Source organism: Methylobacterium sp. E-066 (assembly GCF_022829635.1).
Taxonomy (GTDB): domain Bacteria; phylum Pseudomonadota; class Alphaproteobacteria; order Rhizobiales; family Beijerinckiaceae; genus Methylobacterium.
Genome location: NZ_JAKSYO010000106.1, coordinates 55,191 through 75,520, shown reverse-complemented (window position 1 = coordinate 75,520; position 20,330 = coordinate 55,191). Strand labels below are relative to the sequence as shown.

18 protein-coding genes and 1 other annotated feature are annotated in these 20,330 nt (G+C 69.6%); of the genes, 9 read left to right on the top strand and 9 right to left on the bottom strand.

What is annotated here, in order from left to right; all coding sequences use genetic code 11:
- Positions 1-47: 47 nt before the first annotated feature.
- From MKL20_RS15515 to MKL20_RS15505, 3 genes are all read left to right on the top strand, one after another.
- Entirely contained in the window at positions 48-1,817 is a 1,770-nt protein-coding gene (locus MKL20_RS15515; RefSeq protein ID WP_244037430.1) for a sensor histidine kinase, read from the top strand.
- Positions 1,817-2,257: an HPr kinase/phosphorylase gene (locus MKL20_RS15510; protein WP_244037415.1), complete on the top strand. Its 441-nt coding sequence runs from the start codon at positions 1,817-1,819 to the stop codon at positions 2,255-2,257. The genes MKL20_RS15515 and MKL20_RS15510 overlap by 1 nt, the downstream gene beginning before the upstream one ends.
- Positions 2,258-2,431: 174 nt before the next feature.
- Complete coding sequence (locus MKL20_RS15505) at positions 2,432-2,833, top strand: PTS sugar transporter subunit IIA (RefSeq protein ID WP_007561549.1); 402 nt, start codon at positions 2,432-2,434, stop codon at positions 2,831-2,833.
- A 6-nt stretch (positions 2,834-2,839) separates the two neighbouring features.
- On the opposite strand, the gene MKL20_RS15500 is transcribed toward MKL20_RS15505, so the two are convergent.
- The 8 genes from MKL20_RS15500 to MKL20_RS15465 all read right to left on the bottom strand — a co-directional run bounded on the left by MKL20_RS15500 (position 2,840) and on the right by MKL20_RS15465 (position 11,986).
- Entirely contained in the window at positions 2,840-3,664 is an 825-nt protein-coding gene (locus tag MKL20_RS15500; RefSeq protein ID WP_244037429.1) for an EamA family transporter, read from the bottom strand.
- A gap of 76 nt (positions 3,665-3,740) precedes the next feature.
- Entirely contained in the window at positions 3,741-4,862 is a 1,122-nt protein-coding gene (locus MKL20_RS15495; RefSeq protein ID WP_313902725.1) for a Fic family protein, read from the bottom strand.
- A gap of 58 nt (positions 4,863-4,920) precedes the next feature.
- Positions 4,921-6,234, bottom strand: coding sequence for an ATP-dependent protease ATPase subunit HslU (hslU, locus tag MKL20_RS15490; RefSeq protein ID WP_244037414.1), 1,314 nt, complete (start codon positions 6,232-6,234; stop codon positions 4,921-4,923).
- Positions 6,235-6,351: 117 nt separating this feature from the next.
- The gene (locus MKL20_RS15485; protein WP_244037413.1) at positions 6,352-7,848 is read right to left on the bottom strand and encodes a SulP family inorganic anion transporter; all 1,497 of its coding nucleotides are present in this window, start codon (positions 7,846-7,848) and stop codon (positions 6,352-6,354) included.
- A 61-nt stretch (positions 7,849-7,909) separates the two neighbouring features.
- Positions 7,910-7,965 (bottom strand) — a sequence feature (sul1 is cis-regulatory element that is thought to sense ions involved in sulfur or methionine metabolism; They are found in Alphaproteobacteria).
- A 52-nt stretch (positions 7,966-8,017) separates the two neighbouring features.
- On the bottom strand, positions 8,018-9,688 hold the full coding sequence (locus MKL20_RS15480; protein ID WP_244037412.1) for a methyl-accepting chemotaxis protein: 1,671 nt from the start codon (positions 9,686-9,688) through the stop codon (positions 8,018-8,020).
- A 242-nt stretch (positions 9,689-9,930) separates the two neighbouring features.
- On the bottom strand, positions 9,931-10,461 hold the full coding sequence (hslV, locus tag MKL20_RS15475) for an ATP-dependent protease subunit HslV (RefSeq protein ID WP_244037427.1): 531 nt from the start codon (positions 10,459-10,461) through the stop codon (positions 9,931-9,933).
- A 112-nt stretch (positions 10,462-10,573) separates the two neighbouring features.
- Complete coding sequence (locus MKL20_RS15470; RefSeq protein ID WP_409568154.1) at positions 10,574-11,323, bottom strand: SGNH/GDSL hydrolase family protein; 750 nt, start codon at positions 11,321-11,323, stop codon at positions 10,574-10,576.
- 228 nt (positions 11,324-11,551) lie between these two features.
- Complete coding sequence (locus MKL20_RS15465) at positions 11,552-11,986, bottom strand: cupredoxin domain-containing protein (protein WP_244037410.1); 435 nt, start codon at positions 11,984-11,986, stop codon at positions 11,552-11,554.
- 426 nt (positions 11,987-12,412) lie between these two features.
- Between MKL20_RS15465 and MKL20_RS15460 the strand changes: the two genes are divergently transcribed.
- The 3 genes from MKL20_RS15460 to MKL20_RS15450 all read left to right on the top strand — a co-directional run bounded on the left by MKL20_RS15460 (position 12,413) and on the right by MKL20_RS15450 (position 14,363).
- Entirely contained in the window at positions 12,413-13,639 is a 1,227-nt protein-coding gene (locus tag MKL20_RS15460; protein ID WP_244037409.1) for an MSMEG_0565 family glycosyltransferase, read from the top strand.
- A complete protein-coding gene (locus MKL20_RS15455; protein WP_244037408.1) occupies positions 13,632-13,910 on the top strand; it encodes an MSMEG_0570 family nitrogen starvation response protein in 279 nt (92 codons plus the stop codon). Before MKL20_RS15460 ends, MKL20_RS15455 begins: the two co-directional genes overlap by 8 nt.
- 153 nt (positions 13,911-14,063) lie before the next feature.
- Positions 14,064-14,363: a hypothetical protein gene (locus MKL20_RS15450; protein WP_244037426.1), complete on the top strand. Its 300-nt coding sequence runs from the start codon at positions 14,064-14,066 to the stop codon at positions 14,361-14,363.
- Between the two features lie 16 nt (positions 14,364-14,379).
- On the opposite strand, the gene selB is transcribed toward MKL20_RS15450, so the two are convergent.
- Positions 14,380-16,326 carry a selenocysteine-specific translation elongation factor gene (gene selB / locus MKL20_RS15445; RefSeq protein WP_244037407.1) on the bottom strand — a complete coding sequence of 649 codons (1,947 nt, stop codon included), beginning with the start codon at positions 16,324-16,326 and terminating at the stop codon, positions 14,380-14,382.
- Positions 16,327-16,762: 436 nt separating this feature from the next.
- On the opposite strand from selB, the gene MKL20_RS15440 reads away from it, so the two are divergent.
- From MKL20_RS15440 to MKL20_RS15430, 3 genes are all read left to right on the top strand, one after another.
- Positions 16,763-18,277 (top strand): CYTH and CHAD domain-containing protein, encoded by a 1,515-nt coding sequence (locus MKL20_RS15440; protein ID WP_244037406.1) that lies wholly within the window; start codon positions 16,763-16,765, stop codon positions 18,275-18,277.
- A 136-nt stretch (positions 18,278-18,413) separates the two neighbouring features.
- Positions 18,414-19,595 carry a carboxylate-amine ligase gene (locus MKL20_RS15435; RefSeq protein ID WP_244037405.1) on the top strand — a complete coding sequence of 394 codons (1,182 nt, stop codon included), beginning with the start codon at positions 18,414-18,416 and terminating at the stop codon, positions 19,593-19,595.
- A 244-nt stretch (positions 19,596-19,839) separates the two neighbouring features.
- Positions 19,840-20,301: a tellurite resistance TerB family protein gene (locus MKL20_RS15430; RefSeq protein ID WP_243966333.1), complete on the top strand. Its 462-nt coding sequence runs from the start codon at positions 19,840-19,842 to the stop codon at positions 20,299-20,301.
- Positions 20,302-20,330 lie beyond the last annotated feature (29 nt).

The following is a 20,330-nucleotide window of genomic DNA, read 5'->3' as shown; positions in this document are numbered from 1 at the left end:
CAAGGATCCGCTCCGTGACCGGCCGTACCCCCGCCCAAACCGAGGACGTGCAACCGCGCGCCTCGTTCACCCAGCTCCTCTCCCGACCGCTGACCTGGCCGCGCGCCCTCTGGGACGCGATCGGCCAGCGCGCGTCGTCGAGCCTGACGCGCCGCATCGTCGTGCTCAACCTCGTCGGGTTGATCGCGCTGCTCGTCGGCTTCCTCTACCTGAACCAGTTCCGGCAGGGCCTGATCCAGGCCCGGATCCAGAGCCTGGCGATCCAGGGCGAGATCATCGCGGGCGCCATCGCGGCCTCCGCGTCGGTCGATACCGACACGATCCAGATCGACCCCGACAAGCTGCTCCAGCAGCAGGCGGGCGAGTCCGCGGAAGAAGAATCGCAGCCGCTCGCCTTCTCGCTCAACCCCGAGAAGGTGGCGCCGCTGCTGTCGCGCCTGGTGACGCCCACCGGCAACCGCGCCCGGGTCTACGACCAAGAAGGCGGGTTGCTGTTCGACACGCGGACCTTGTTCAAGCGCGGCGATGCCGGCCGCAGCGACCCCATCGCCGCCAAGCCGCACAAGGCCGGCATGCTCGAATCCGCCTTCCAGGCAGTCCAGGCGAAGCTGAGCGGGTTGTTCGGCAGCCGCACCACGCAGCTCGAAGAGACCGGCCCGGTGAACGGCCATTCGCTGCGCGAGGTCCAGGCTGCGCTCAGCGGCAATCGCGGCAGCCTGGTCCGCCGCAACGCGCTGGGCGAGACCACCGTGTCGGTAGCCGTGCCGATCCATCGGGCTGGTTCGGTGCGCGGCGCGCTGCTGATCTCGACGCAGGGCGACGCGATCGACCGGGTGATCGCCTCCGAGCGCTTCGGCCTGCTCCAAGTGTTTCTCGTGGCGTCTGCCGTGATGGTGGTGCTGTCGGCGCTGCTGGCGGGTGCCATCGCCGGCCCAGTTCGCCGTCTCGCCGAGGCCGCGGAAAAGGTCCGGATGGGGATCAAGACCCGGGAAGAGATCCCGGATTTCACCCAGCGCACCGACGAGATCGGCCACCTCTCCGGGGCGCTGCGGGACATGACCCAGGCGCTCTACCGGCGCATCGACGCCATCGAGAGTTTTGCCGCCGATGTCAGTCACGAACTAAAAAACCCGCTCACCTCGCTGCGCAGCGCGGTCGAGACGCTGCCGCTGGCGAAGTCCGATGATTCTCGCGGGCGGCTGATGGCGATCATCCAGCACGACGTGAAGCGCCTCGACCGGCTGATCAGCGACATCGCCGATGCCTCGCGGCTCGATGCCGAGCTCGCCCGGGCCGAGGCGCGTCGGGTCGATCTCAAGAAGCTGCTCACCACAGTCGTTTCGGTGGCGAACGAGCGACGGCGTCCCAAGGATTGCCTGATCCAGCTCGATGTCGAGCCGATCCCCGACCAGGACGCGCCGTTCACGGTCATCGGCCATGACAGCCGGCTGGGTCAGGTGGTCAACAACCTCCTCGACAATGCTCGCTCGTTCTCGCCGACCGACGCCAAGGTGCGAGTCGCCCTGCGCCGGGTCCGCGGCGAGGTCGAGCTGGTCTGCGAGGACGAGGGGCCGGGCATCCCGGAGCACGCCCTGGAACGGATCTTCGAGCGCTTCTATACCGACCGGCCGGAGCAGGGCTTTGGCCAGAATTCGGGCCTCGGCCTCTCGATCTCCCGCCAGATCGTCCAGGCCCATCGCGGCATGATCCGCGCCGAGAACCGCCCGGGCGCGCCCGACGAGGACGGCGAACCCACGGTGCGCGGCGCTCGCTTTACCGTCCGTCTGCCCGCCGCGCCGCGGCAGCTTCACGCCTGATGCCGAGCCTTCATGCCGCCTGCGTCGCCTTAGGCGAGTCCGGCGTCCTGATTCGCGGTCCCTCGGGCGCGGGTAAGTCGAGCCTGGCGCTGCTTCTCGCCGCCGAGAGCGACGGGGCCTTCGTCGCGGACGACCGGGTCGTCTGCGAGCGCCGCGCCGGCGCGCTGGTGGCCCGGCCGCACGACGCCCTTGTCGGGCAGGTCGAGATCCACGGACAAGGTATTCTGCCGGTTCAAGAACTCGGCCTTGCGATCCGCCCCGAGGCGATCGTGCGCCTCGCGATCGATCTCGTCGCAGAATCACCCCGGCTGCCCGAGCCGCTGGCGGACGCCGAAATATTGGACCTTCGAATACCCCGCCTGGTCCTTGACCGCGGCGTACGAAATGCCGGACTGGCGCCGCTGCTGATTCGTGCGGCACTGCGGAAGCAGAGGCCGTGACTTCGCAGCCGCACAGGTCGTTGATTCGCGTCGTGGTGGTGAGACCCCATGGCGCCCAAGGAGCGCGCATGGCATGATCGCGGCAATGTCCGAGCAAAAACGTCGCGATCGCCTTGTTGGGACCTGTGCATTGCACAACATGGCGGCAGACAGAGGACGTTGGAACACGTGTCGATGATTGGCATGGTGCTCGTCACTCACGGGCTATTGGCGACCGAATTCAAGGCCGCTCTGGAGCACGTGGTCGGCCCGCAGGATCAGATCGAGACGATCACGATCGGGCCGGAAGACGATATGGAATTGCGACGGCGGGACATCATGTCCGCGGTCTGTCGCGTGAACACCGGTGACGGTGTGGTGGTGCTCACCGACATGTTCGGCGGCACGCCCTCGAATCTTGCCCTCTCCTGTATGAACGGTGGCTCGGTCGAGGTGGTGGCGGGCATCAACCTGCCGATGCTGATCAAGCTGGCGAGCGTCCGCGACGAGGAGAATCTCGGCGACGCCGTCCTCCACGCCCAGGAAGCAGGCCGCAAGTACATCAACGTCGCCTCGCGCGTTCTGGCCGGCAAATAAAATCTCTCAGCCTTCGATGAGCGCGGCCTCCGGGACAGCCCGGCGCGACGTGGCGGTGATGCCCACGGATGCGGCGATCACCAAGCCGATCGCGAGCCATTGAACGGCGCCGAGCCGCTCGCCGAGCAGGGCAAAGCCCGCGCAGGCCGCAACCGCCGGCTCCAGGCTCATCAGCACGCCGAAACTCTTGCGGTCGAGGCGCCGCAACGCGAACATCTCCAGCGAGTAGGGCAGGGCGCTCGACATCAGCGCCACGGTCAGCCCGGCAACCAGGATCCCGGGCGCCAGCAGGTCCGGGCCGGCCTCGGCGAAGCCGAACGGCGCCACCACCAGGGCGGCCATCAGCATACCCAACGACACGGCCTGGCCGCCGTCGATTCGGCCGGCCCGCTGCCCGAACAGGATGTAGAGCGCCCAGGCCAGGGCCGCCCCGAGGGCGAGGGCAACGCCGAGCGGGTCGAGCGCATTGGTCGACGCGACCGGCAGGAGTAGCCCGAGGCCCACCACCGCTACGCCGATCCAGAGAAAATCCGCCCTGCGGCGCGACGCGATCAGCGCGATGGAGAGCGGCCCGGCGAACTCGATCGCAACCGCAGGCCCAAGGGGCAGGCGCGCGATCGACAGGTAGAACAGCAGGTTCATCAGCCCCAGCGTGACGCCGTAGAGCGCGATCCACCCGGCTTCGCGCCGCGACAGGCTGCGCCGCCACGGCCGCCAGACGGCGATCAGGATCAGCGCCGAGAAGCCCACGCGCAGGGACGAGGTCCCGGCCGCGCCGACGACCGGGAACAGGCTTTTCGCGACGGTCGCGCCGTATTGTAGCGAGACCATGCCGCCAACCAGTGCGGCGACCGGGAGAAGTGTGGCGCCGAGGCTCGGCTTGGTGATCGTCACGGACACGGATCTCTCAGACGTGCGGCTCGACCAGACGGTAGCTGGTACTGCGTCCCCCCGCCGGGCCGCGCATCAGGAGCCCGCGCGCGCTCAGCTCTTCGATGTCCCGAAGGGCGGTATCGTGCGAGCACTTCGCGATCTGCGCCCATTTCGACGTCGTGAGCTTGCCCTCGAATCCGTCGAGGAGGCGGCCCAGCATCATGCGCTGGCGCGGGTTCACGGGCTGCGCTTCCAGAGCGCGCCAGAACCGCTCCTTGCGCAGGACCGCCGTGAGCATGGTCTCGGCATCGGTGATGGCTGCGTCAAGGATTCCGAGAAACCAAGCCAGCCGCGCCGTGATCTCGAGATCGCCCTTCTGGGTCGCTTCGAGCGTCTCGTAATAAGCGTTCCGCTCGACCCGCAGCCGCGCGGACATGCTGTAGAAGCGCCGTCCCGTCCCCTCGGCCCGGGCCAGCGCCATGTCGGCGATGGCCCGGCCGATGCGGCCGTTGCCGTCGTCGAACGGATGGATGGTAACGAACCAGATATGTGCAATCGCGGCCTTGAGGACCGGGTCGGCCGGATCGGCCGGGTCCTCGAACCACCTCAGGAAGCGATCCATTTCCGCGGCGATCCGGTCGGCAGGCGGTGCCTGGAAGTGCACCCGCTCGCGCTCCCAGGGGCCGGAGACGACGCGCATCGGTCCGAGCGCATCGGTCCGCCACGCTCCGATGGTGATCGGCTGGCGCCCGATATCGCGGTGCGGGAACAGCGCCGTGTGCCAACCGAACAGACGTTCGACGGTCAGCGGTTCGGCGAAACGTTGAGTCGCGTCCAGGACCATCGTGACGATCCCGTCGACCTGCCGCCCGCTCGGAACGAGGCCTGCGGTCTCGATCCCGAGACGCCGCGCCAGCGACGAGCGGACCTCGTTGCGGGTCAGGGTCTCACCCTCGATCTCGCTGGTCTTGACCGCGTCTTGGGTGAGGGTGTCGAGGATCGCTTCCTCGCGCAGATGGAAGCCGAGGGCTTCCATGCGGCCCAGCAGCCGGCCTTGCCGGTAGCGAACCGCGCCCAGCGGGGCGAGGAGCGCAGTCTCGTCCCAGCGGAAGCGAGGCCAGTCGGGGTGGTCGTAGATATACACCAATCGACGCATATCATGCGTCGATTGTCCGGCCTAATCGACGCATCGGCCTCGGGGGATCAGCGCACGCTCACAGGATGAACCGGCTCAGATCCGCGTTGGCCGCGAGATCCTCGACCCGCGCCCGGACATAGGCGGCGTCGATCGGCACCGTTTCACCGGAGCGGTCGGTAGCAGTGAACGAAATCTCGTCGATCACCCGTTCCAGCACGGTCTGGAGCCGACGGGCGCCGATATTTTCCACGGAGGAATTCACCTCGACGGCGACGCGGGCCAGCGCGTCCACGGCGTCGTCCGTGAAGGTGAGGGTCACGCCCTCGGTCTGCATCAGCGCGACCGTCTGCTTGAGCAGGCTCGCCTCGGTGGAGGTCAGGATCTGGCGGAAATCGTCTACCGTCAGCGGCTGTAGCTCGACCCGGATCGGCAGGCGGCCCTGAAGTTCCGGCAGGAGATCGGACGGCTTCGAGACGTGGAAGGCGCCGGACGCGATGAACAGCACGTGGTCGGTCTTCACCGGGCCGTGCTTGGTCGCAACCGTCGTCCCCTCGATCAGCGGCAGCAGGTCGCGCTGGACGCCCTCGCGGGAGACGTCGCCGGAGGAGCGGCCCTCGCGGGTGCAGATCTTGTCGATCTCGTCGAGGAAGACGATGCCGTTGTTCTCGACCTCGCGGATCGCCTCGCGGATCAGGGCGTCGTCGTCGACCAGCTTGTCGGATTCCTCGGCGAGCAGCGGCGCGTAGGCGTCGCGCACCAGGACCCGGCGCGGCTTGCCGCGCTGGCCGCCCAGCGCCTTGCCGAGCACGTCGCCGATATTGATCGCCCCCATGGAGGCGCCCGGCATGCCGGGGATCTCGAACATCGGCAGGCCCGCGGGCGCACCCGAGGCCAGTTCCAGCTCGACTTCCTTGTCGTCGAGCTCGCTGTCGCGCAGCTTGCGCCGGAAGCTGTCGCGGGTCGCCTGGCTGGCGGTCGGCCCGACCAGGGCGTCGAGGATCCGGTTCTCGGCCGCCGCCTCGGCCTTGGCCTTCACGGTCTCGCGCTTGGCCTGCCGGGTCAGGCCGATCGCCACCTCCACGAGGTCGCGCACGATCTGCTCGACGTCGCGGCCGACATAGCCGACCTCGGTGAACTTGGTCGCCTCGATCTTCAGGAACGGGGCGTTGGCCAGACGGGCCAGCCGCCGGGCGATCTCGGTCTTGCCGCAGCCGGTCGGCCCGATCATCAGGATGTTCTTGGGGGCCACTTCCTCACGGAGCGGGCCGGTCAGCTGCTGGCGCCGCCAGCGGTTGCGGAGCGCGATCGCGACGGCGCGCTTGGCGTCGTGCTGCCCGACGATGAAGCGATCGAGTTCGGACACGATCTCGCGCGGAGAGAACGTCGTCACCGCTGTGCCATCCTGTTTTTCCCGGCCCGAAGAAACCAAGAGCCCAGGCCGGGAATGGGGTCCCGGCGCGCGCGACGCAAGAGGCGAAGCGCGGCCGGCGGTGCGCGTCCTGCCGCCTCAGTGTCCCGCCGGCGCCGGCGCGGCGCCGGCCTTGTCGTGCGTGCCGAAGCGCTCGACCAGGGTCGCGCTCGCGGCGTTCAGGCCGACGACCTCGACGTTCCGCCCGCGGGACCGGGCCTTCAGGACCACGCGGTCGAGGGCGGCCACCGCCGAGATGTCCCAGAAATGGGCGCCGTGCACGTCGATGACCAAGCGATCCACCGGCTCCAGCACGTCGATCGCCTCGGAGAACGTGCCCGCCGAGGCGAAGAACACTTGGCCGGTCACCCGATAGGTCCGGGTCCGGCCATCGGCCGAGCGTTCGGATGTCACCTGGCTGAGCCGCGACACCTTGCCGGCGAAAAACACGCCGGACAGGAGCACGACGGCCAGGACGCCCATCGCCAGATCCTTGGTGGCGACCACGACCAGGACGGTCGCCAGCATCACCGCGGAGGAGGGTAGCGGGTTGGTGCGCAGCTGCGCCAGCGAACGCCAGGAGAAGGTGTTGAGCGAGACCATGATCATCACCGCGGTCAGGGCCGCGACCGGGACGACCGCCAGCAGGTCCTGCAACGCCACCAGGAGCAGCAGCAGGAACGCCCCGGCCACCAGCGTGGACAGGCGGCCCCGCGCCCCCGAGGAGACGTTGATCACCGATTGCCCGATCATCGCGCAGCCGCCCATGCCGCCGAACACGGCGGAGGCCATGTTGGCGACGCCCTGGCCCATGCATTCCCGGTTCTTGTCGCTGCCGGTATCGGTCATGTCGTCGACGATCTGCGCGGTGAGCAGGCTCTCCAGCAGGCCGACTGCGGCCAGCGTCGCCGCGTAGGGCAGCAGGATCCGCAAGGTCTCGAAGGTGAGCGGCACGTTCGGCAGGGCGAAGCTCGGCAGCGTCGAGGGCAGGGCGCCCAGATGCGAGACGGTACGCACGTCGAGGTGGAAGATCGCCGTTACCGCGGTCAGCACCGCGATCGCCACGAGAGGCGAGGGCACCGCCCGGGTGATCCGGGGAAACCCGTAGATGATCGCGAGCCCGAGGGCGATCAGCCCGTAGGTCGCCGGCGTGACGCCCGTGAGCTCGGGCATCTGTGCCAGAAAGATCAGGATCGCCAGGGCGTTGACGAACCCGGTCATCACCGATTGCGACACGAACCGCATCAGCCGGCCGAGCTTGAGCAGGCCGGCCAGGATCTGGATCAGCCCCATCAGGATGGTCGCGGCGAACAGGTATTGGACGCCGTGCTCGCGGACGAGATCGACCATCACCACCGCGGTGGCGGCGGTGGCGGCCGAGATCATGGCCGGGCGCCCGCCCGCGAAGGCGATCGTGCAGGCGATGACCACCGAGGCGTAGAGCCCGACCTTGGGATCGACCCCGGCGATGACCGAGAAGCCGATCGCCTCCGGGATCAGCGCGAGAGCGACGACGATCCCCGACAGGGTGTCGCCGCGGATATTGGACACCCACGACCCGAGAAGGCCGGCGGTTCCGGATGTGTTGCGTGGCATGAAAAAATCCGCACGAGACGCGCGTCCGCACTTGGAGGCGGAGGAGAGAGCGTCTCGGATGCGTGGTCCGGCGGATCGGCGGCCGGAAGAGCCACCCGGGCTTTCACCGGGTCCTTGCGAATGCCTCAGACCCTAGGGGGCATCGCGCTGCGATGCAACATCGCCCGCGTCAGGCCGCCCGCACCTGCGCGACGAAGCCCGCGACCTCGCCGCCCAGCCCGTCCGACCGGCGGGCGATGTCGGCCGCGGCGTCCAGGACCTGGCCGGCGCTGGCGCCGGTCTCATGGGCGGCACCGAGCACCAGCGACATGGTCTCGGTCACGGCGCGGGTCCCGCTCGCCGCCTCGGCGATGCTGCGGGCGATCTCCTGGGTGGCGACCTGCTGCTGCTCCACGGCTGCGGCGACGCCGATCGCGATGCCGTGGACCTGCTCGATCGTGCCGCCGATCTCCTCGATGGCTTCGACGGCCGCGTGAGTCGCAGCCCGCATCGCCTCGATCTGCCCGGCGATCTCGTCCGTGGCCCGGGCCGTCTGGTTTGCCAGGGCCTTCACCTCGGTGGCAACTACCGCGAAGCCACGCCCGGCCTCGCCGGCGCGCGCTGCCTCGATGGTGGCGTTGAGGGCGAGGAGGTTGGTCTGGCCCGCGATGGTCGAGATCAGAGACACGACCTGCCCGATGCCGTCGGCGCTGCGGGCGAGCGCCTGGACGCTCGCGCGGGTCCGCTTGGCCGCCTCCACGGCGCCGGCCGCGGCCTCGGAGGTCTGCGAGACCTGGACGCCGATCTCGCTCGCGGTGGCGGCAAGTTCCTCGGTGGCGGCGGCGACCGCCTCGACATTGTGCGCGGTGGTTTCGGCGGCCCGGGTCACGGCTCGGGATTGCTTGTCGGTGCGTTCGGCATTGCCCGCCATGGTGGCCGCAGCCCGCTCCATGCCTGTGGCGGCGCCGGCCAAGTGATGAACCAGGCCGCCGATGCTGCCCTCGAACTGGTCGGCGAGCGCGACCATCTCGGCGTGCTTGCGCGTCGCCGCTTCTGCACCACTCCGCTCACGCTCCAACCGGAGGCTTTCGGCCTCCCGCATCGTCCCGGCAAAGATCGCCATGCTCGCCCAGATCGCTCCGATCTCGTCGCGGCCGGCCTTGACGACCGGAAGCGTCAGATCGCCCCGGGACAGGCGCTGGATCGCCGCAGAGACCGCACGCAACGGCCGGGCGATCTGGCGCTGGCCGACGAGGAGACCGAGGCCGCAGCACAGCAGCGTTCCGGCGAGCGCGAGCCCGAAGACGAGGAGCGTGCGCGCCTGGAAGAGATCCCGCGTCTCGGCCTTGATCGCCGCCATCTCGGCCCGACCGCCGGTGACCAGGGCATCGATGCTCGCCTGGAAGGCCCTGCGGTTGGACTGGTTGGCCTCGTTGAAGCCGAGATCGGCGGCGGCGCGCGGGCCGGTCTCCACGCCGGCGGTGGCCAGCGCGGTCCGCAGGGTCCGGAAGGCATCGGCGTTCCGCGCCATGGTGTCGAACAGCGGGCGCTCGGCATCGGTCACCCGGGGCGCCCAGTCGGCCCGCAGGGCATCCATCGCGGCGAGACCCTTGCGGATGCCGGCGGCGTATTTCCCGGCCTCGGTCCGGTCCGCCGAGGCGTAGACGCCGCGCGAATCCATCGTGACCTCGGCGGCGAGGCGGTTGAAGTTGGCGGCATCGAGGGATCGGATCGAGGCGTCCTCGACGCGCGTCAGCGCCTGCTCGAAGCGTTGCAGCGTCGCGACGCTTACGCCAGCGACCACCAGCGTCGTGAGGCTGCAGGCCGCCACGAAGCCCAGAAGTTTCCCGCCGATCTTCATGGCCGTTTCCACCGAAAGCTTTTGTGGAACGATTGTGCCGGTGACGGATCAAGGCTCCGTTAAAGTGGGTCCTGCTGGCGAGTCCGTACGTTTTGAACCTTGGACTGGCCGGCTCACCGTATCGGCCCGACTGCCCGTTCGGCGGATCGGAGCATACCGCGGGAGACGTGATTTTTAATCGACCGCGCCAATCGTTTTCACCGGCGGCGAGGCCATCATCCCATCAGCGTCCCAGCCTTCGATCACGCCTGATCAAGCGCTTCGATCACCAGATTGCCGTTGGTGTAGACGCAGATTTCGGCGGCGATCGCCATGGCTTTGCGCACGATCGCCTCGGCGTCGAGGTCGGTATCCTCAAGCGCGCGGGCGGCCGCCAGGGCGTAGTTGCCGCCGGAGCCGATCGCCATGACGCCGCTCTCCGGTTCCAGCACGTCGCCCGAGCCCGACAGGAGCAGGCTGACCTCCTTGTCGGCCACGACCATCATCGCTTCGAGGCGGCGCAGGTAGCGGTCGGTGCGCCAATCCTTGGTGAGTTCGACGCAGGCCCGGGTGAGCTGGCCGGGATACTGTTCCAGCTTGGCTTCCAACCGCTCGAACAGCGTGAAGGCGTCCGCGGTGGCGCCGGCGAAGCCGCCGATTACGGAACCCTTGGCCAAGCGTCGGACCTTGCGGGCGTTGCCCTTCACGATGGTCTGGCCGAGGCTGACCTGCCCGTCGCCGCCGACGACCACGCGGCCGCCCTTGCGGACCATCAGGATCGTGGTGGCGTGCATCTGGGGCACGAAGCCCCGGTCGTCGTACCTGAATGCGTCGTGGCTCAAGATGTCGGCTCCGATCTCGGTGGGGCCGAGATGGGGAGCTTTTCAGGCCGAGTCCAGCGGTGAGCTACTCGGCGACCGCCTCGGTAGTCTGAACCGGGCCGGCATCGTGCAGGATCGATTCGGCCGCGGCCTGGGCCAGCAGGGCGTAGCCGCCATCGGCCATGTGCAGGCCGTCCGAGGCGAAGAGCTGCTTGGCGGTGAGTTTTCCTTCACGGACCCAGCCGTGCATCAGGTCGGCGCGCCGGATCACCGGCACATCGAGCTCGTCCCCGATCGCCCGCACCGCGTCGCGGAACCGCGAGGAGCCGGGCGTCGAATCGAGCTTCGGGCACCATTGCGGCTCCATCAGCACCACATCGATGCCGGCCTCCCGGATGCGCCGAATCGCGGCGGCGGTCGCCTCGTGAAAATGCTCGATCGAGACACCGCGCAGGGGATCGTTGCTGCCGGTCTGCCAGATAACAAGCTGCGGCTCGGCCGCGATCACGTCGCGGTCCAGGCGCTTCAGCATGTCGTCCACGTGCTCGCCGCCGATGCCGCGGTTGATCACGGCGACATCCAGGCCGCGCAGCTTCTTGCGCAGGTCGATCTGCAGGCGCGCGGGGTAGGAATGGGCCGGGCTCGAGGCGCCGATGCCCTCGGTGGAGGACGAACCGAACGCCACGATCTTGAGCGGGGCGCCGATCGCGATCTGCCGGGCGACGTGCGGCAGGTCCGGGCTGTCGCTCAGGTCGAAGCCGAGGAGATCCAGCGAATCGGGCAGCAGATCCGCGTAGGCGAGCACCGCCGTGGGCACCAGCAGGAGGCCGCACACCACCAAGACTTCGCGCAGCCGCCTGCGGCGTGACTTGGCGGGAGAGACTGATGTCGGATTCTGGGACACGGGACCGATTGCTCCGCCGCTCGTCGACGACAGATACAATCTGACACAGGGACTTGAAAAGAGCAGTTCCGCGGGCGCGTTGAAGGCGAAGTGAATTCGTAACACAAAATAAACGCTGGCACGCCGCCCGGCCGGAACCGCACGGCGTGAAGACGCGAATCAGCCGGCGGGCGGGGACAGGGTCATCTTGCCCACGAACGGCGCATCGCGCATGTTGTTGGCGGTGCAGGCGTAGCTATGCTCGCCGGCATCCAGGGTGCGCAGCTTGAGCGTCCCGTGGCCATTGGCCTTCACGGTGTAGCCCTTCTCGCTCATCACGTGAACGAGGTCGCCGTCGGCGTGCAGCAGATGGCCCTGCTCGAACTGGCCCTCCGCCGTGATCGTCACCGGAACGTTGGCCTGGCTCACGACCTGCAGCATCACGTCGGTGTTGGCCGGCAGGCGCAGATCCGCCGGCGCGCAGACCGGCTTGCCGTCCTGCAGGGTGACGGTCAGCTCGACCGGCGGCATCACCGCGCTGGCGGGTTTGCCGAGCTGCGGGTTGTCTTCGGCGCTGGCTGCGCCCGCGAGCAGCGTGGCCAAGGCAGCGGTCATCAGAATGCGTCGCAAGGTCTTGGTTCTCCGCCATATCCCGCGGCCGAAGCGTCGTCCGAAGAGCCGAGGATCGGCGTCCGCAGGAGGACAGCGCCACGTTTTAATCCCAACGCTACGGCCTTGAATTCAATATTCAGGACGTTGCTTCGGATGCCCGGGTGTCTCGGCGGCAATGATGCGGCGGGTTGGTGGTTCCGATACGCGACGCTGTGGCTCAGATCCGACAATCAGCCTCGCGGTTTCCCGGCGTTCGCCCAACGGAGACTACGGACTGCGGTGTTAAATCACCGATTTGGTTCGCCGGGTCCGATTTCGGCATGAACGATGCGAACGGTCGGCCCGGATCCCCGAGCGGGCGGCGGCGATCCGGGTCCGGACCTTCGAGCGCGAAGTCCGGACCGGCTGCGGGCCTTTGTGAGCCGCCCCATGGTCGATCGCTTGCGCATCGCGATTCTCACGCACTCGACCAATCCCCGTGGGGGGGTGGTCCATGCCCTGGCCCTCGGCGAGGCGCTGTGCGACCTCGGGCACGAGGCGGTGGTCCACGCGCCCGACCCGACCGGCCGAGGCTTCTTCCGCGACGCGCGCTGCCCCGTGGTCTCTGTCGCGGCCAAAGCCGTCTCGGCGCCGACGGGGGCGCTGGTCCAGTCGCGGATCGCCGATTACCTGTCCCATTTCTCGACACCGGCTGCCTGCGACTTCGACATCTTCCATGCCCATTGCGGCATCAGCGGCAACGCGCTGGCGACCCTGACGCGCCGTCGCCTGATCCCGGGGTTCGTCCGCACGGTCCACCACATCGACACGCTGACGGACCCGCAGCTCAGTCAGTTGCAGGAGCGGGCGATCGTCGACGCCGGGCGGCTGCTCTGTGTCAGCCGGACCTGGGCCGCGACCCTCGCGGCGGAGTACGGGGCCCGGGCCGACGTAGTCGGCAGCGGCGTGGACGGCATGGTCTACACGCCCGAACCGGCGCCCGGCGATGCCGACCTGCGCCGGCGCCTCGGGCTCGGGGCGGGGCCGGTCTTCCTGAGCGTCGGCGGGTTCGAGGCGCGCAAGAACACGCTGGCGATCATCGCGGCCTTCGTCCGCCTGCGCCAGCATATCCCAGCCGCACAACTCGTGATCGCCGGAGGTGCCTCGCTCCTCGATCATGCGGGCTACGAGGCCCGCTGCTGTGCCGCGCTGGAACGCGAGGGCCTCGAAGTCGGCCCCGGCAAGCCGGTGGTCCGGACCGGGCCGATCCCGCAAGCCGACATGCCGGGGCTGTACCGGATCGCCGACGCGCTGGTATTCCCGTCGCTGCGGGAGGGCTACGGCCTGTGCGTCCTGGAGGCGATGGCCTGCGGGACGCCGGTCATCGTCTCGGCACAGCCGCCCTTCACCGAGTACCTCGCCCCCGGAGAAGCGCTCGCGGTCGAGCCCGACGATCCCGACGCGATCGCCGCCGCGATGCAGGCGAGCCTCGAGCCGTCCCGGCGGGCCCGGCTGCGGGCCTGCGGCCTTGAGGTCGCCCGGGCCCATGCCTGGGATGCCTGCGCGGCGCGCCATCTGCCGACCTACGCGTCCTTCGCCCCCGGACCGGCCCCGCTGGGGACGATCGCCACGGGGTCCGCCGCCTGGAACACCACCCGGATCCCCGGCGATGCCTGACATGCGCTTCCATATCCGCTGGCCGGACGGGAGCCGCGACGCCTGTTACGCACCGTCCCTGGTGATCAAGGATCATCTCGCGGTCGGCCAGGATTACCCGCTCGACGAGTTCCTGGCGCTCACCCGCCTCGCCCTCGGCATCGCCAGCGAACGGGTCCGTGAGCGCTACGGCTTCCCCTGCAGTCGCGCCGAGGCGCAACTCGCCCGGATCGAGGAGACCGCCCGCCGCCAGGAGCCGGGCACCGTGTATGTCGAGGCGTTCGAGGAGTGATTTTTTCCGCGTTTCGCCGAGGGGGATTGCGGGACGATACGCTCGGAGCGGATTGCCTGGATCCCCGCGGATACGTGTCGAACCGACACAGCGCGGATCCCTGGCCCGGTGGCGTTGTCCTTGAGCACGAGCGCAGTGAACCAGGCACACCCCATGATCTTCCGGATCGCCACGGCCCTCATGGTGGTCGCGGCGCCCGCCGCGGCGCAGACGCGCCCGTCGAGCACCGCCATGACCTGCCAGCAGACGGTCCGGCTGATCCAGGCCCGCGGCGCCCTCGTGCTCGGGACCGGCGGCCAGACCTATGACCGGTTCGTGAGGGACCGGTCGTTCTGCGAGGCGACCGAGATCGCGAGGCGCGCCTTCCGGCCGACCCGCGACAACCCCAACTGCCTCATCGGCTACACCTGCTACGAGCCCGGCACCGACGATTGGCCCGGCGAGGGTTTTTAGCCTGGGTGCGTAAGCCTCAACGCTTGCCGGCTTCCAGCTCGACGATGACCCGTCGGTCCCCGGTCCGGCGGCTGAAGCCCACCGCATCGAGGTGCTCAAGGAGCGGGATCGAGAATTTGCGCGAGATCCCCAAGGCGGCCCCGGCCTCCCGGGCCAGAAAGCCGGTCTCCGGCGTGGTGGCGTTCGGGAAGGCTTCCGCCAGCCGCGTCCTGGCGACCGCCACCGCCTCGCGATGGAACAGCACCGCCCGGCGCTGCACCCGGTCGATCGCACGGATCACCGTGCCGGCGCCGACCAGGTAGGTCAGCGCTTCCCGCCGCCGGACATCGCGGCCGACCGCCTCGGCCTCGTCGGGCGGGTTGAGGCCGGCCCGGCGGAACAGGTGCTCGAGCTTGCGCGCGGTCTCGCTCTCGTTGCGGGCCGGGTCGAAATCGGACCGGCGCCAGAGTGCTCCGGCCTGGACCGTGCCGCCCGTCGCCGCGAGGTCGCGCAGGACCAGGGCGGTCATCGCTTCCGGAAGGGCCAGGAGGCGCGCGAGGCGTTCCAGCGCGATGCCGTGCTCCATCGGATTGTCTTGGTGGTGCGTGGACAGGGCCGCCAGCGCGCCGGTGCGGAGCGAAGCGAAGGCCGGAGCCCCGATGAAGCGGTCGCCGATCTCGCGAGCGCCGGAGGCGGCGAGCATCTGCCGGGCGCGTTCCGCTCCGGTGCCAGCCGCGCGGGCGAGATCCGGGAGCGTCGCCCCAGCCGCCCCGGCCTGCGACAGGCGGATTGCCACGGCGTCCGTCGGCTTCCCGGTCGCCAGGGCGGTGAGGTCGGCGAGCACGCGGGCATCGTGCCGCCGCCGCCGGCGGCTCACCGGATCGAGCACGCGACCGCCGGCCACGGTCGCGGCCGGGGAATCGAGGCGGAGCACGAAGGGCTCGCGGGCGGGCACCGTGACCGGCTCGGCGAGGTGCAACTGCGCCGGCGCGGTCGCGCCCGGTTCCAGCCCATCGCGGTCGAGCAGCCGCAGGCGAGCCTCGACCTCGGTGGTGCCGAACAGCAGCCGGCAGGCGCTGCCGCCCGCCAGGGCGGAATCCGCGCTGGCCGCCGCGGTCAGCACGACGTCGAGCCATTGCGACGGTGCCAGCAGGCCGGGCACCGTGAGCGCTTGGCCGCGGACGATCTCGTCGAGGCCGATGCCGCGCAGGGCCACGGCGGTCCGCCGCCCAGGCTCGGCGCGCTCGACCGGGCGGCCGTGGATCTGGAGGCTGCGCACCACCGCGCTGCGGCCTCCCGGGACGATCTCCAGGGTGTCGCCGACTGCCAACGGTCCCCGCCGTAGGGTCCCGGTCACCACCGTGCCGAAGCCCGGACGGGTGAAGACCCGGTCCACCGGAAGATACGGGAACCCGTCGTCGGTCCCCGGCTCCGCGTCGGCCAGCAACGCTGAGAGCGCGCGCGCGAGATCCGGAACCCCGGAGCCGGTCAGCGTCGAGGTGGCGATCACCGGCCCCGCTGCGATCCCGGCACGGGACGCGGCGGCGGTGATCTCGGCCGCGCGCGCCGCGATCGTTTCGGGCGTCGCCAGATCCGCTTTGGTCAGCGCCAGCACGCCGCGGCGGACGCCGATCAGCCGCGCGATCTCGAGGTGCTCGACCGTTTGCGGCTTGATGCCCTCGTTGGCGTCGACCGCCAGCAGGACGGCGCGCATGCCGGTGGCGCCGGAAACCATGGCGCGGACGAAGCGCTCGTGCCCGGGCAGATCGACCAAGTCGATCTCGCCTTCGTCGCTCGTGAGCAGCGCGAAGCCCGGGACGATCGAGACACCGCGATCCCGCTCTTCCTTCAGCCTGTCTGTCTCGACCCCCGTGAGCGCTCGGACCAGGGCCGTCTTGCCGTGATCCACATGCCCGATCACACCGACCAAAAGTGTCTTCAAGGGAGCCACCGACCCGACGATCTCCGCGGCGCAACCGTCCACGCTGGGCGCACCGCATTCTCAGCTAGGGATTCCGACTCGCTGGCACGGCGTCGTGCGGGTCGCCGCCGAGCGGTCGGGGCCGGGGCGCAGGAGGCAGATGAATTGTGGACAATCGGTTTTGCCACGGCATCCCGAATTGGGAAAGTGTAAATGTGAGGCGATTCTTCACGCAGGCTGCGGGCAAGTTCGGCTTCCGCCGTCTGGCGTGTCGGCAAGGTTCGGCTGTCCGGCCGCTTCCGATTGCGCCGCCGCGGGGCGTACGCCGCAGACGTCGCTATCGGTTCGGCGGCAACCGTGCGTGTCGAATCAAGGGCTTAGGGCCAGACCCGATTGCGTCGCCGTCGGAATCGGCCCTAGATCATCTTTCAAGACGCTCGGATGCAACCCGGCGGGCGCCCAGCCGAGTTATGAACCGGACGTTTCTGAAGAGGAGAGCATGAGCGAGACCGATAGCCACGCCGTGGCAGCCCCCCGTGAGATCGAGCTGAAGCTCGACTGCGCGGGCCCCGATCTGACGGCACTCGCGGCGCACCCGCGGCTTCAGGGAGCGGAAAGCTCCAAGCCCGAACTCCTCGTCACCAGCTATTATGATACGCCGAACCAGGATCTGCGCGCGGCTGGACTGACCCTGCGGGTCCGGGCCCAGGGCGATCGGCACATCCAGACGGTGAAGGCCGGCAGCGGTGGCGTCGGCCTGTTCGACCGGGCGGAGTGGGAGATCGAGATCGCAGGCGAGTCGCCGGATCCGGCGGCCTGGGCCGAGACGGCGGCGGAAAAAGTCCTGCGCAAGGCGGATGCGCCGCTGGAGAAGCTGTTCTCCACCGTGATCACGCGCCGGGTGATCCCGGTGGAGCAGGGCGCCTCGCGGATCCTCGTCACCCTCGACGAGGGACGCGTGGAGAGCCAAGCCGGCGATGCGCCGTTTTGCGAACTCGAATTGGAACTCGCCGCGGGCGAGCCAGCCGACCTGTTCGCCTTGGCGCAGGCGCTCGCCGAGACCGTGCCGCTGCGCCTGAGCGCGACCGCCAAGAGCGCCCGCGGCTACGCCCTGGTGGACGGGACCGGACCATCGGTGGTCAAGGCCGAGCCGATCGAACTGCCCGAGGACGCGAGCGCCGGCGACGTCTTCCGCCTTGTGGCGCTCGCCTGCCTGCGTCACCTGCGCCTCAACGAGACCGCGTTCCTGGCGAGCCACGCCCCGGAGGCCCTCCACCAGATGCGCGTGTCGCTGCGGCGGCTGCGCTCGGCGCTGTCGCTGTTTGCCCCCATGCTGGAAGCCGATCCGCGGGCGGTCAGCTTCGGCGACGAGATCAAGCGCGTCACCGAACCGTTCGGGCATGCCCGCAACCTCGACGTCTTCCTCGGCCACACCCTGCCAAACCTCGCCAAGGAGCGCCCGGACGACGGCGACCTCACCGCGGTGCGCGAGCTGGCTGAGGCGGAGCGCACTGACGCCTACGATGCGGTGCTGGCGATCCTGGAAAGCCCGCAATGGCGCGGGCTGATCATCGACTTCGCCGGCTGGGTCGAGGCCGGCGCCTGGGCGGCCCAGGATGCCGCCGCCGAGGATGGCCCTGCCTTCGCGGCGCAGGTCCTGGATCACGCCCGCGAGCGCCTGAAGAAGCGCGGCCGCGGCCTGAAGAAGCTCGATCCGCATACCCGCCACCGGGCGCGGATCGCTGCGAAGAAACTCCGCTACGGCGCGGAGTTCTTCGCCGAGCTCTACACCAAGAAGAAGGCCCGCCGCCGCCAGGACAAGTTCGGCGCAGCGCTCTCGGACCTGCAGGACCATCTCGGCACCCTGAACGACCTGGAGACCGCCCGGTCGATGATGGAGAGCCTGGGCGGCCCGCCGGTGCCGGGACCGGATGACGAGAGCACCCGAGACCTGCTCACCGCGGCCGCTGAGGCGCGCGCCGAGCTGCTCGACGTCAAGCCGTTCTGGCGCTGAGGATCGTCTGGCAGCCGGTTAAACGAGGCTGAAGCATCGGATCCGGGCCCGATCGCGATCGGGACCGGCACGGATCTCGCGACGCGTCGTTGACGGGAATGCCGGCCTGCGCCGGCAGACCGGGCGAGGAGCGCGGATGGCCCATGCCTACAGATTCGGGATGGAGGAAGAGTTCTTCCTCGCCGACGCCCGCACCCGCGGCTCGCCGCGGGCCCGCCTGAGGGCGTTCCACGCCGCCGTGAAGGCCCGGCTGGACACCGCCGAGCGCGAGCAGCTCCAGTGCCAGATCGAGGTCGCCTCGCCCCCGACCGCCGACATCGGAGAGGCGCGGGCGCATTTGGCCGAGCAGCGCCGCAGCCTGTCGGAGATCGGCGCCGAGCGCGGCATCCTGCCCTTCGCCGCCGGGACCCATCCGGTGGCGCGGTGGCGCGACCAGAGCGCCACCGACAAAGCCCGCTACCACGACATCATGACCGACCTGCGCATCGTCGGGCAGCGCAACCTCGTCTGCGGGCTGCACGTCCATGTCGAGGTGCCGGATCCCGACGCCCGCATCGACCTGATGGGGCGGTTGCTGCCGTTCCTGCCGGTGCTGCTCGCGCTCTCGACCTCGTCGCCGTTCTGGCAGGGCGAACGGACCGGCATGGCCGGCTACCGGACCCGCGCCTACGCCGAATTGCCCCGCACCGGCCTGCCCGAGCTGTTCGCCGACCCGGCCGACTATGCCCGCTATGTCGACGTGATGACCCGCAGCGGCGCCATTCCGGACGCGACGTTCCTGTGGTGGCAGCTGCGCCCGTCCCTGAAATACCCCACGCTCGAACTGCGCGTGGCCGATAGCTGCACCCGGCTGGACGACGCGCTCTGTATCGCCAGCCTTTTCCGGTGCCTGGTGCGCCGGGTGGTCCGGGACCGGACGCTCAATGCCAAGATGACGGCCGCGTCCCGGGGCTTCATCCGCGAGAACCTATGGCGCGCCGAGCGCGACGGCGTGCAGGCGAAGTTGATCGACGAGGCCCGGGAGCAGGCGGTGCCGATGGCCGAATGCGTCGAGACGCTCCTCGCCGACACGGCCGAGGATGCCGACGCCCTCGCCTGCACGGAGGCCTGCGCACACGCCCGGATCATCGCGGCGGAGGGATCGAGCGCCGATCGCCAGATCGCGGTCTTCTCGGCGGCGCGCAAGCGCGGCGCTCGGGAACGCGAAGCCCTGTCGGCGGTGGTGGATCATCTCGCCCAGGAGACTGCCTTGGGAAAGACCGCCGCCGGAACGGGAGACGCGGTTGGGGCCACCCGCGCACCGTCCCGACGGCGTTGAACAGGAACCGGGCCTGCCCGAGGGGGGGATGGCAGGCCCGGGATCCGTCGGACCGCGCTGGGGACGCGGTTGAACGCCTGATTCCCACACGCGTGTTGCCGGAGAATTTCTGGATCGCGCCGCATTCGAAATTCCCGCCCTCGATCAGACCCGCGTCGCGTTGACCGGGTGCTCCCCGGCACCTTTCTTCCGCAGCACGGTCTGCTATCCCTCGCGGCCCGGCGGACAGCCTCGAATATTCGGCATGACCCTTCTGAGCGACATTTTCGGCCGTGTCGGCCGCACCGTGACGGCCTATGCCGGCGACAAGGCCCTGATGCTCGCGGCCGTTTCGGCTGCCGCCAACGTCATCGTGGCCGACGGCGAGGTCGCGAGTGAGGAATTCGACGCGGCCCTGCACGGCCTGCGCGCGGATCCGGTCCTGGTGAAGGGCTACGACGCGCTGATGCTGGAGACGGAGCTATACGAGGGCATCGCCCGCGCGCGCACGCGCCTCGGCCGCGCCGAGAATCTGCGCCACGTTGCCTCCATCGCCGAGCGGCCGGTGAGCCAGCGCGAGAACGTCTTCCTGATCGCCGCCGACGTCGCCGATCAGGACGGGATCAGCGGCATCGAAGCCACTGCCCTGGGCGAGATTGCCTCTGCCCTGCAGGTCCACGGCGAAGCGCTGCTGCGCGCCAACCCGGTACGGCGGCCTCCGGCCTGAGCGGGCCGGCTGGCATCACCGTTGCTCCG

Bases quoted from the DNA above. Each gene is read 5' to 3' on its own strand.
- MKL20_RS15510 (WP_244037415.1), top strand. From the start codon at position 1,817: ATGCCGAGCCTTCATGCCGCCTGCGTCGCCTTAGGCGAGTCCGGCGTC.
- MKL20_RS15505 (WP_007561549.1), top strand. From the start codon at position 2,432: ATGATTGGCATGGTGCTCGTCACTCACGGGCTATTGGCGACCGAATTC.
- MKL20_RS15500 (WP_244037429.1), bottom strand. From the start codon at position 3,664: ATGGTCTCGCTACAATACGGCGCGACCGTCGCGAAAAGCCTGTTCCCG.
- MKL20_RS15495 (WP_313902725.1), bottom strand. From the start codon at position 4,862: ATGCGTCGATTGGTGTATATCTACGACCACCCCGACTGGCCTCGCTTC.
- MKL20_RS15485 (WP_244037413.1), bottom strand. From the start codon at position 7,848: ATGCCACGCAACACATCCGGAACCGCCGGCCTTCTCGGGTCGTGGGTG.
- MKL20_RS15480 (WP_244037412.1), bottom strand. From the start codon at position 9,688: ATGAAGATCGGCGGGAAACTTCTGGGCTTCGTGGCGGCCTGCAGCCTC.
- hslV (WP_244037427.1), bottom strand. From the start codon at position 10,461: ATGCACGCCACCACGATCCTGATGGTCCGCAAGGGCGGCCGCGTGGTC.
- MKL20_RS15465 (WP_244037410.1), bottom strand. From the start codon at position 11,986: ATGACCGCTGCCTTGGCCACGCTGCTCGCGGGCGCAGCCAGCGCCGAA.
- MKL20_RS15460 (WP_244037409.1), top strand. From the start codon at position 12,413: ATGGTCGATCGCTTGCGCATCGCGATTCTCACGCACTCGACCAATCCC.
- MKL20_RS15455 (WP_244037408.1), top strand. From the start codon at position 13,632: ATGCCTGACATGCGCTTCCATATCCGCTGGCCGGACGGGAGCCGCGAC.
- MKL20_RS15450 (WP_244037426.1), top strand. From the start codon at position 14,064: ATGATCTTCCGGATCGCCACGGCCCTCATGGTGGTCGCGGCGCCCGCC.
- MKL20_RS15440 (WP_244037406.1), top strand. From the start codon at position 16,763: ATGAGCGAGACCGATAGCCACGCCGTGGCAGCCCCCCGTGAGATCGAG.
- MKL20_RS15435 (WP_244037405.1), top strand. From the start codon at position 18,414: ATGGCCCATGCCTACAGATTCGGGATGGAGGAAGAGTTCTTCCTCGCC.
- MKL20_RS15430 (WP_243966333.1), top strand. From the start codon at position 19,840: ATGACCCTTCTGAGCGACATTTTCGGCCGTGTCGGCCGCACCGTGACG.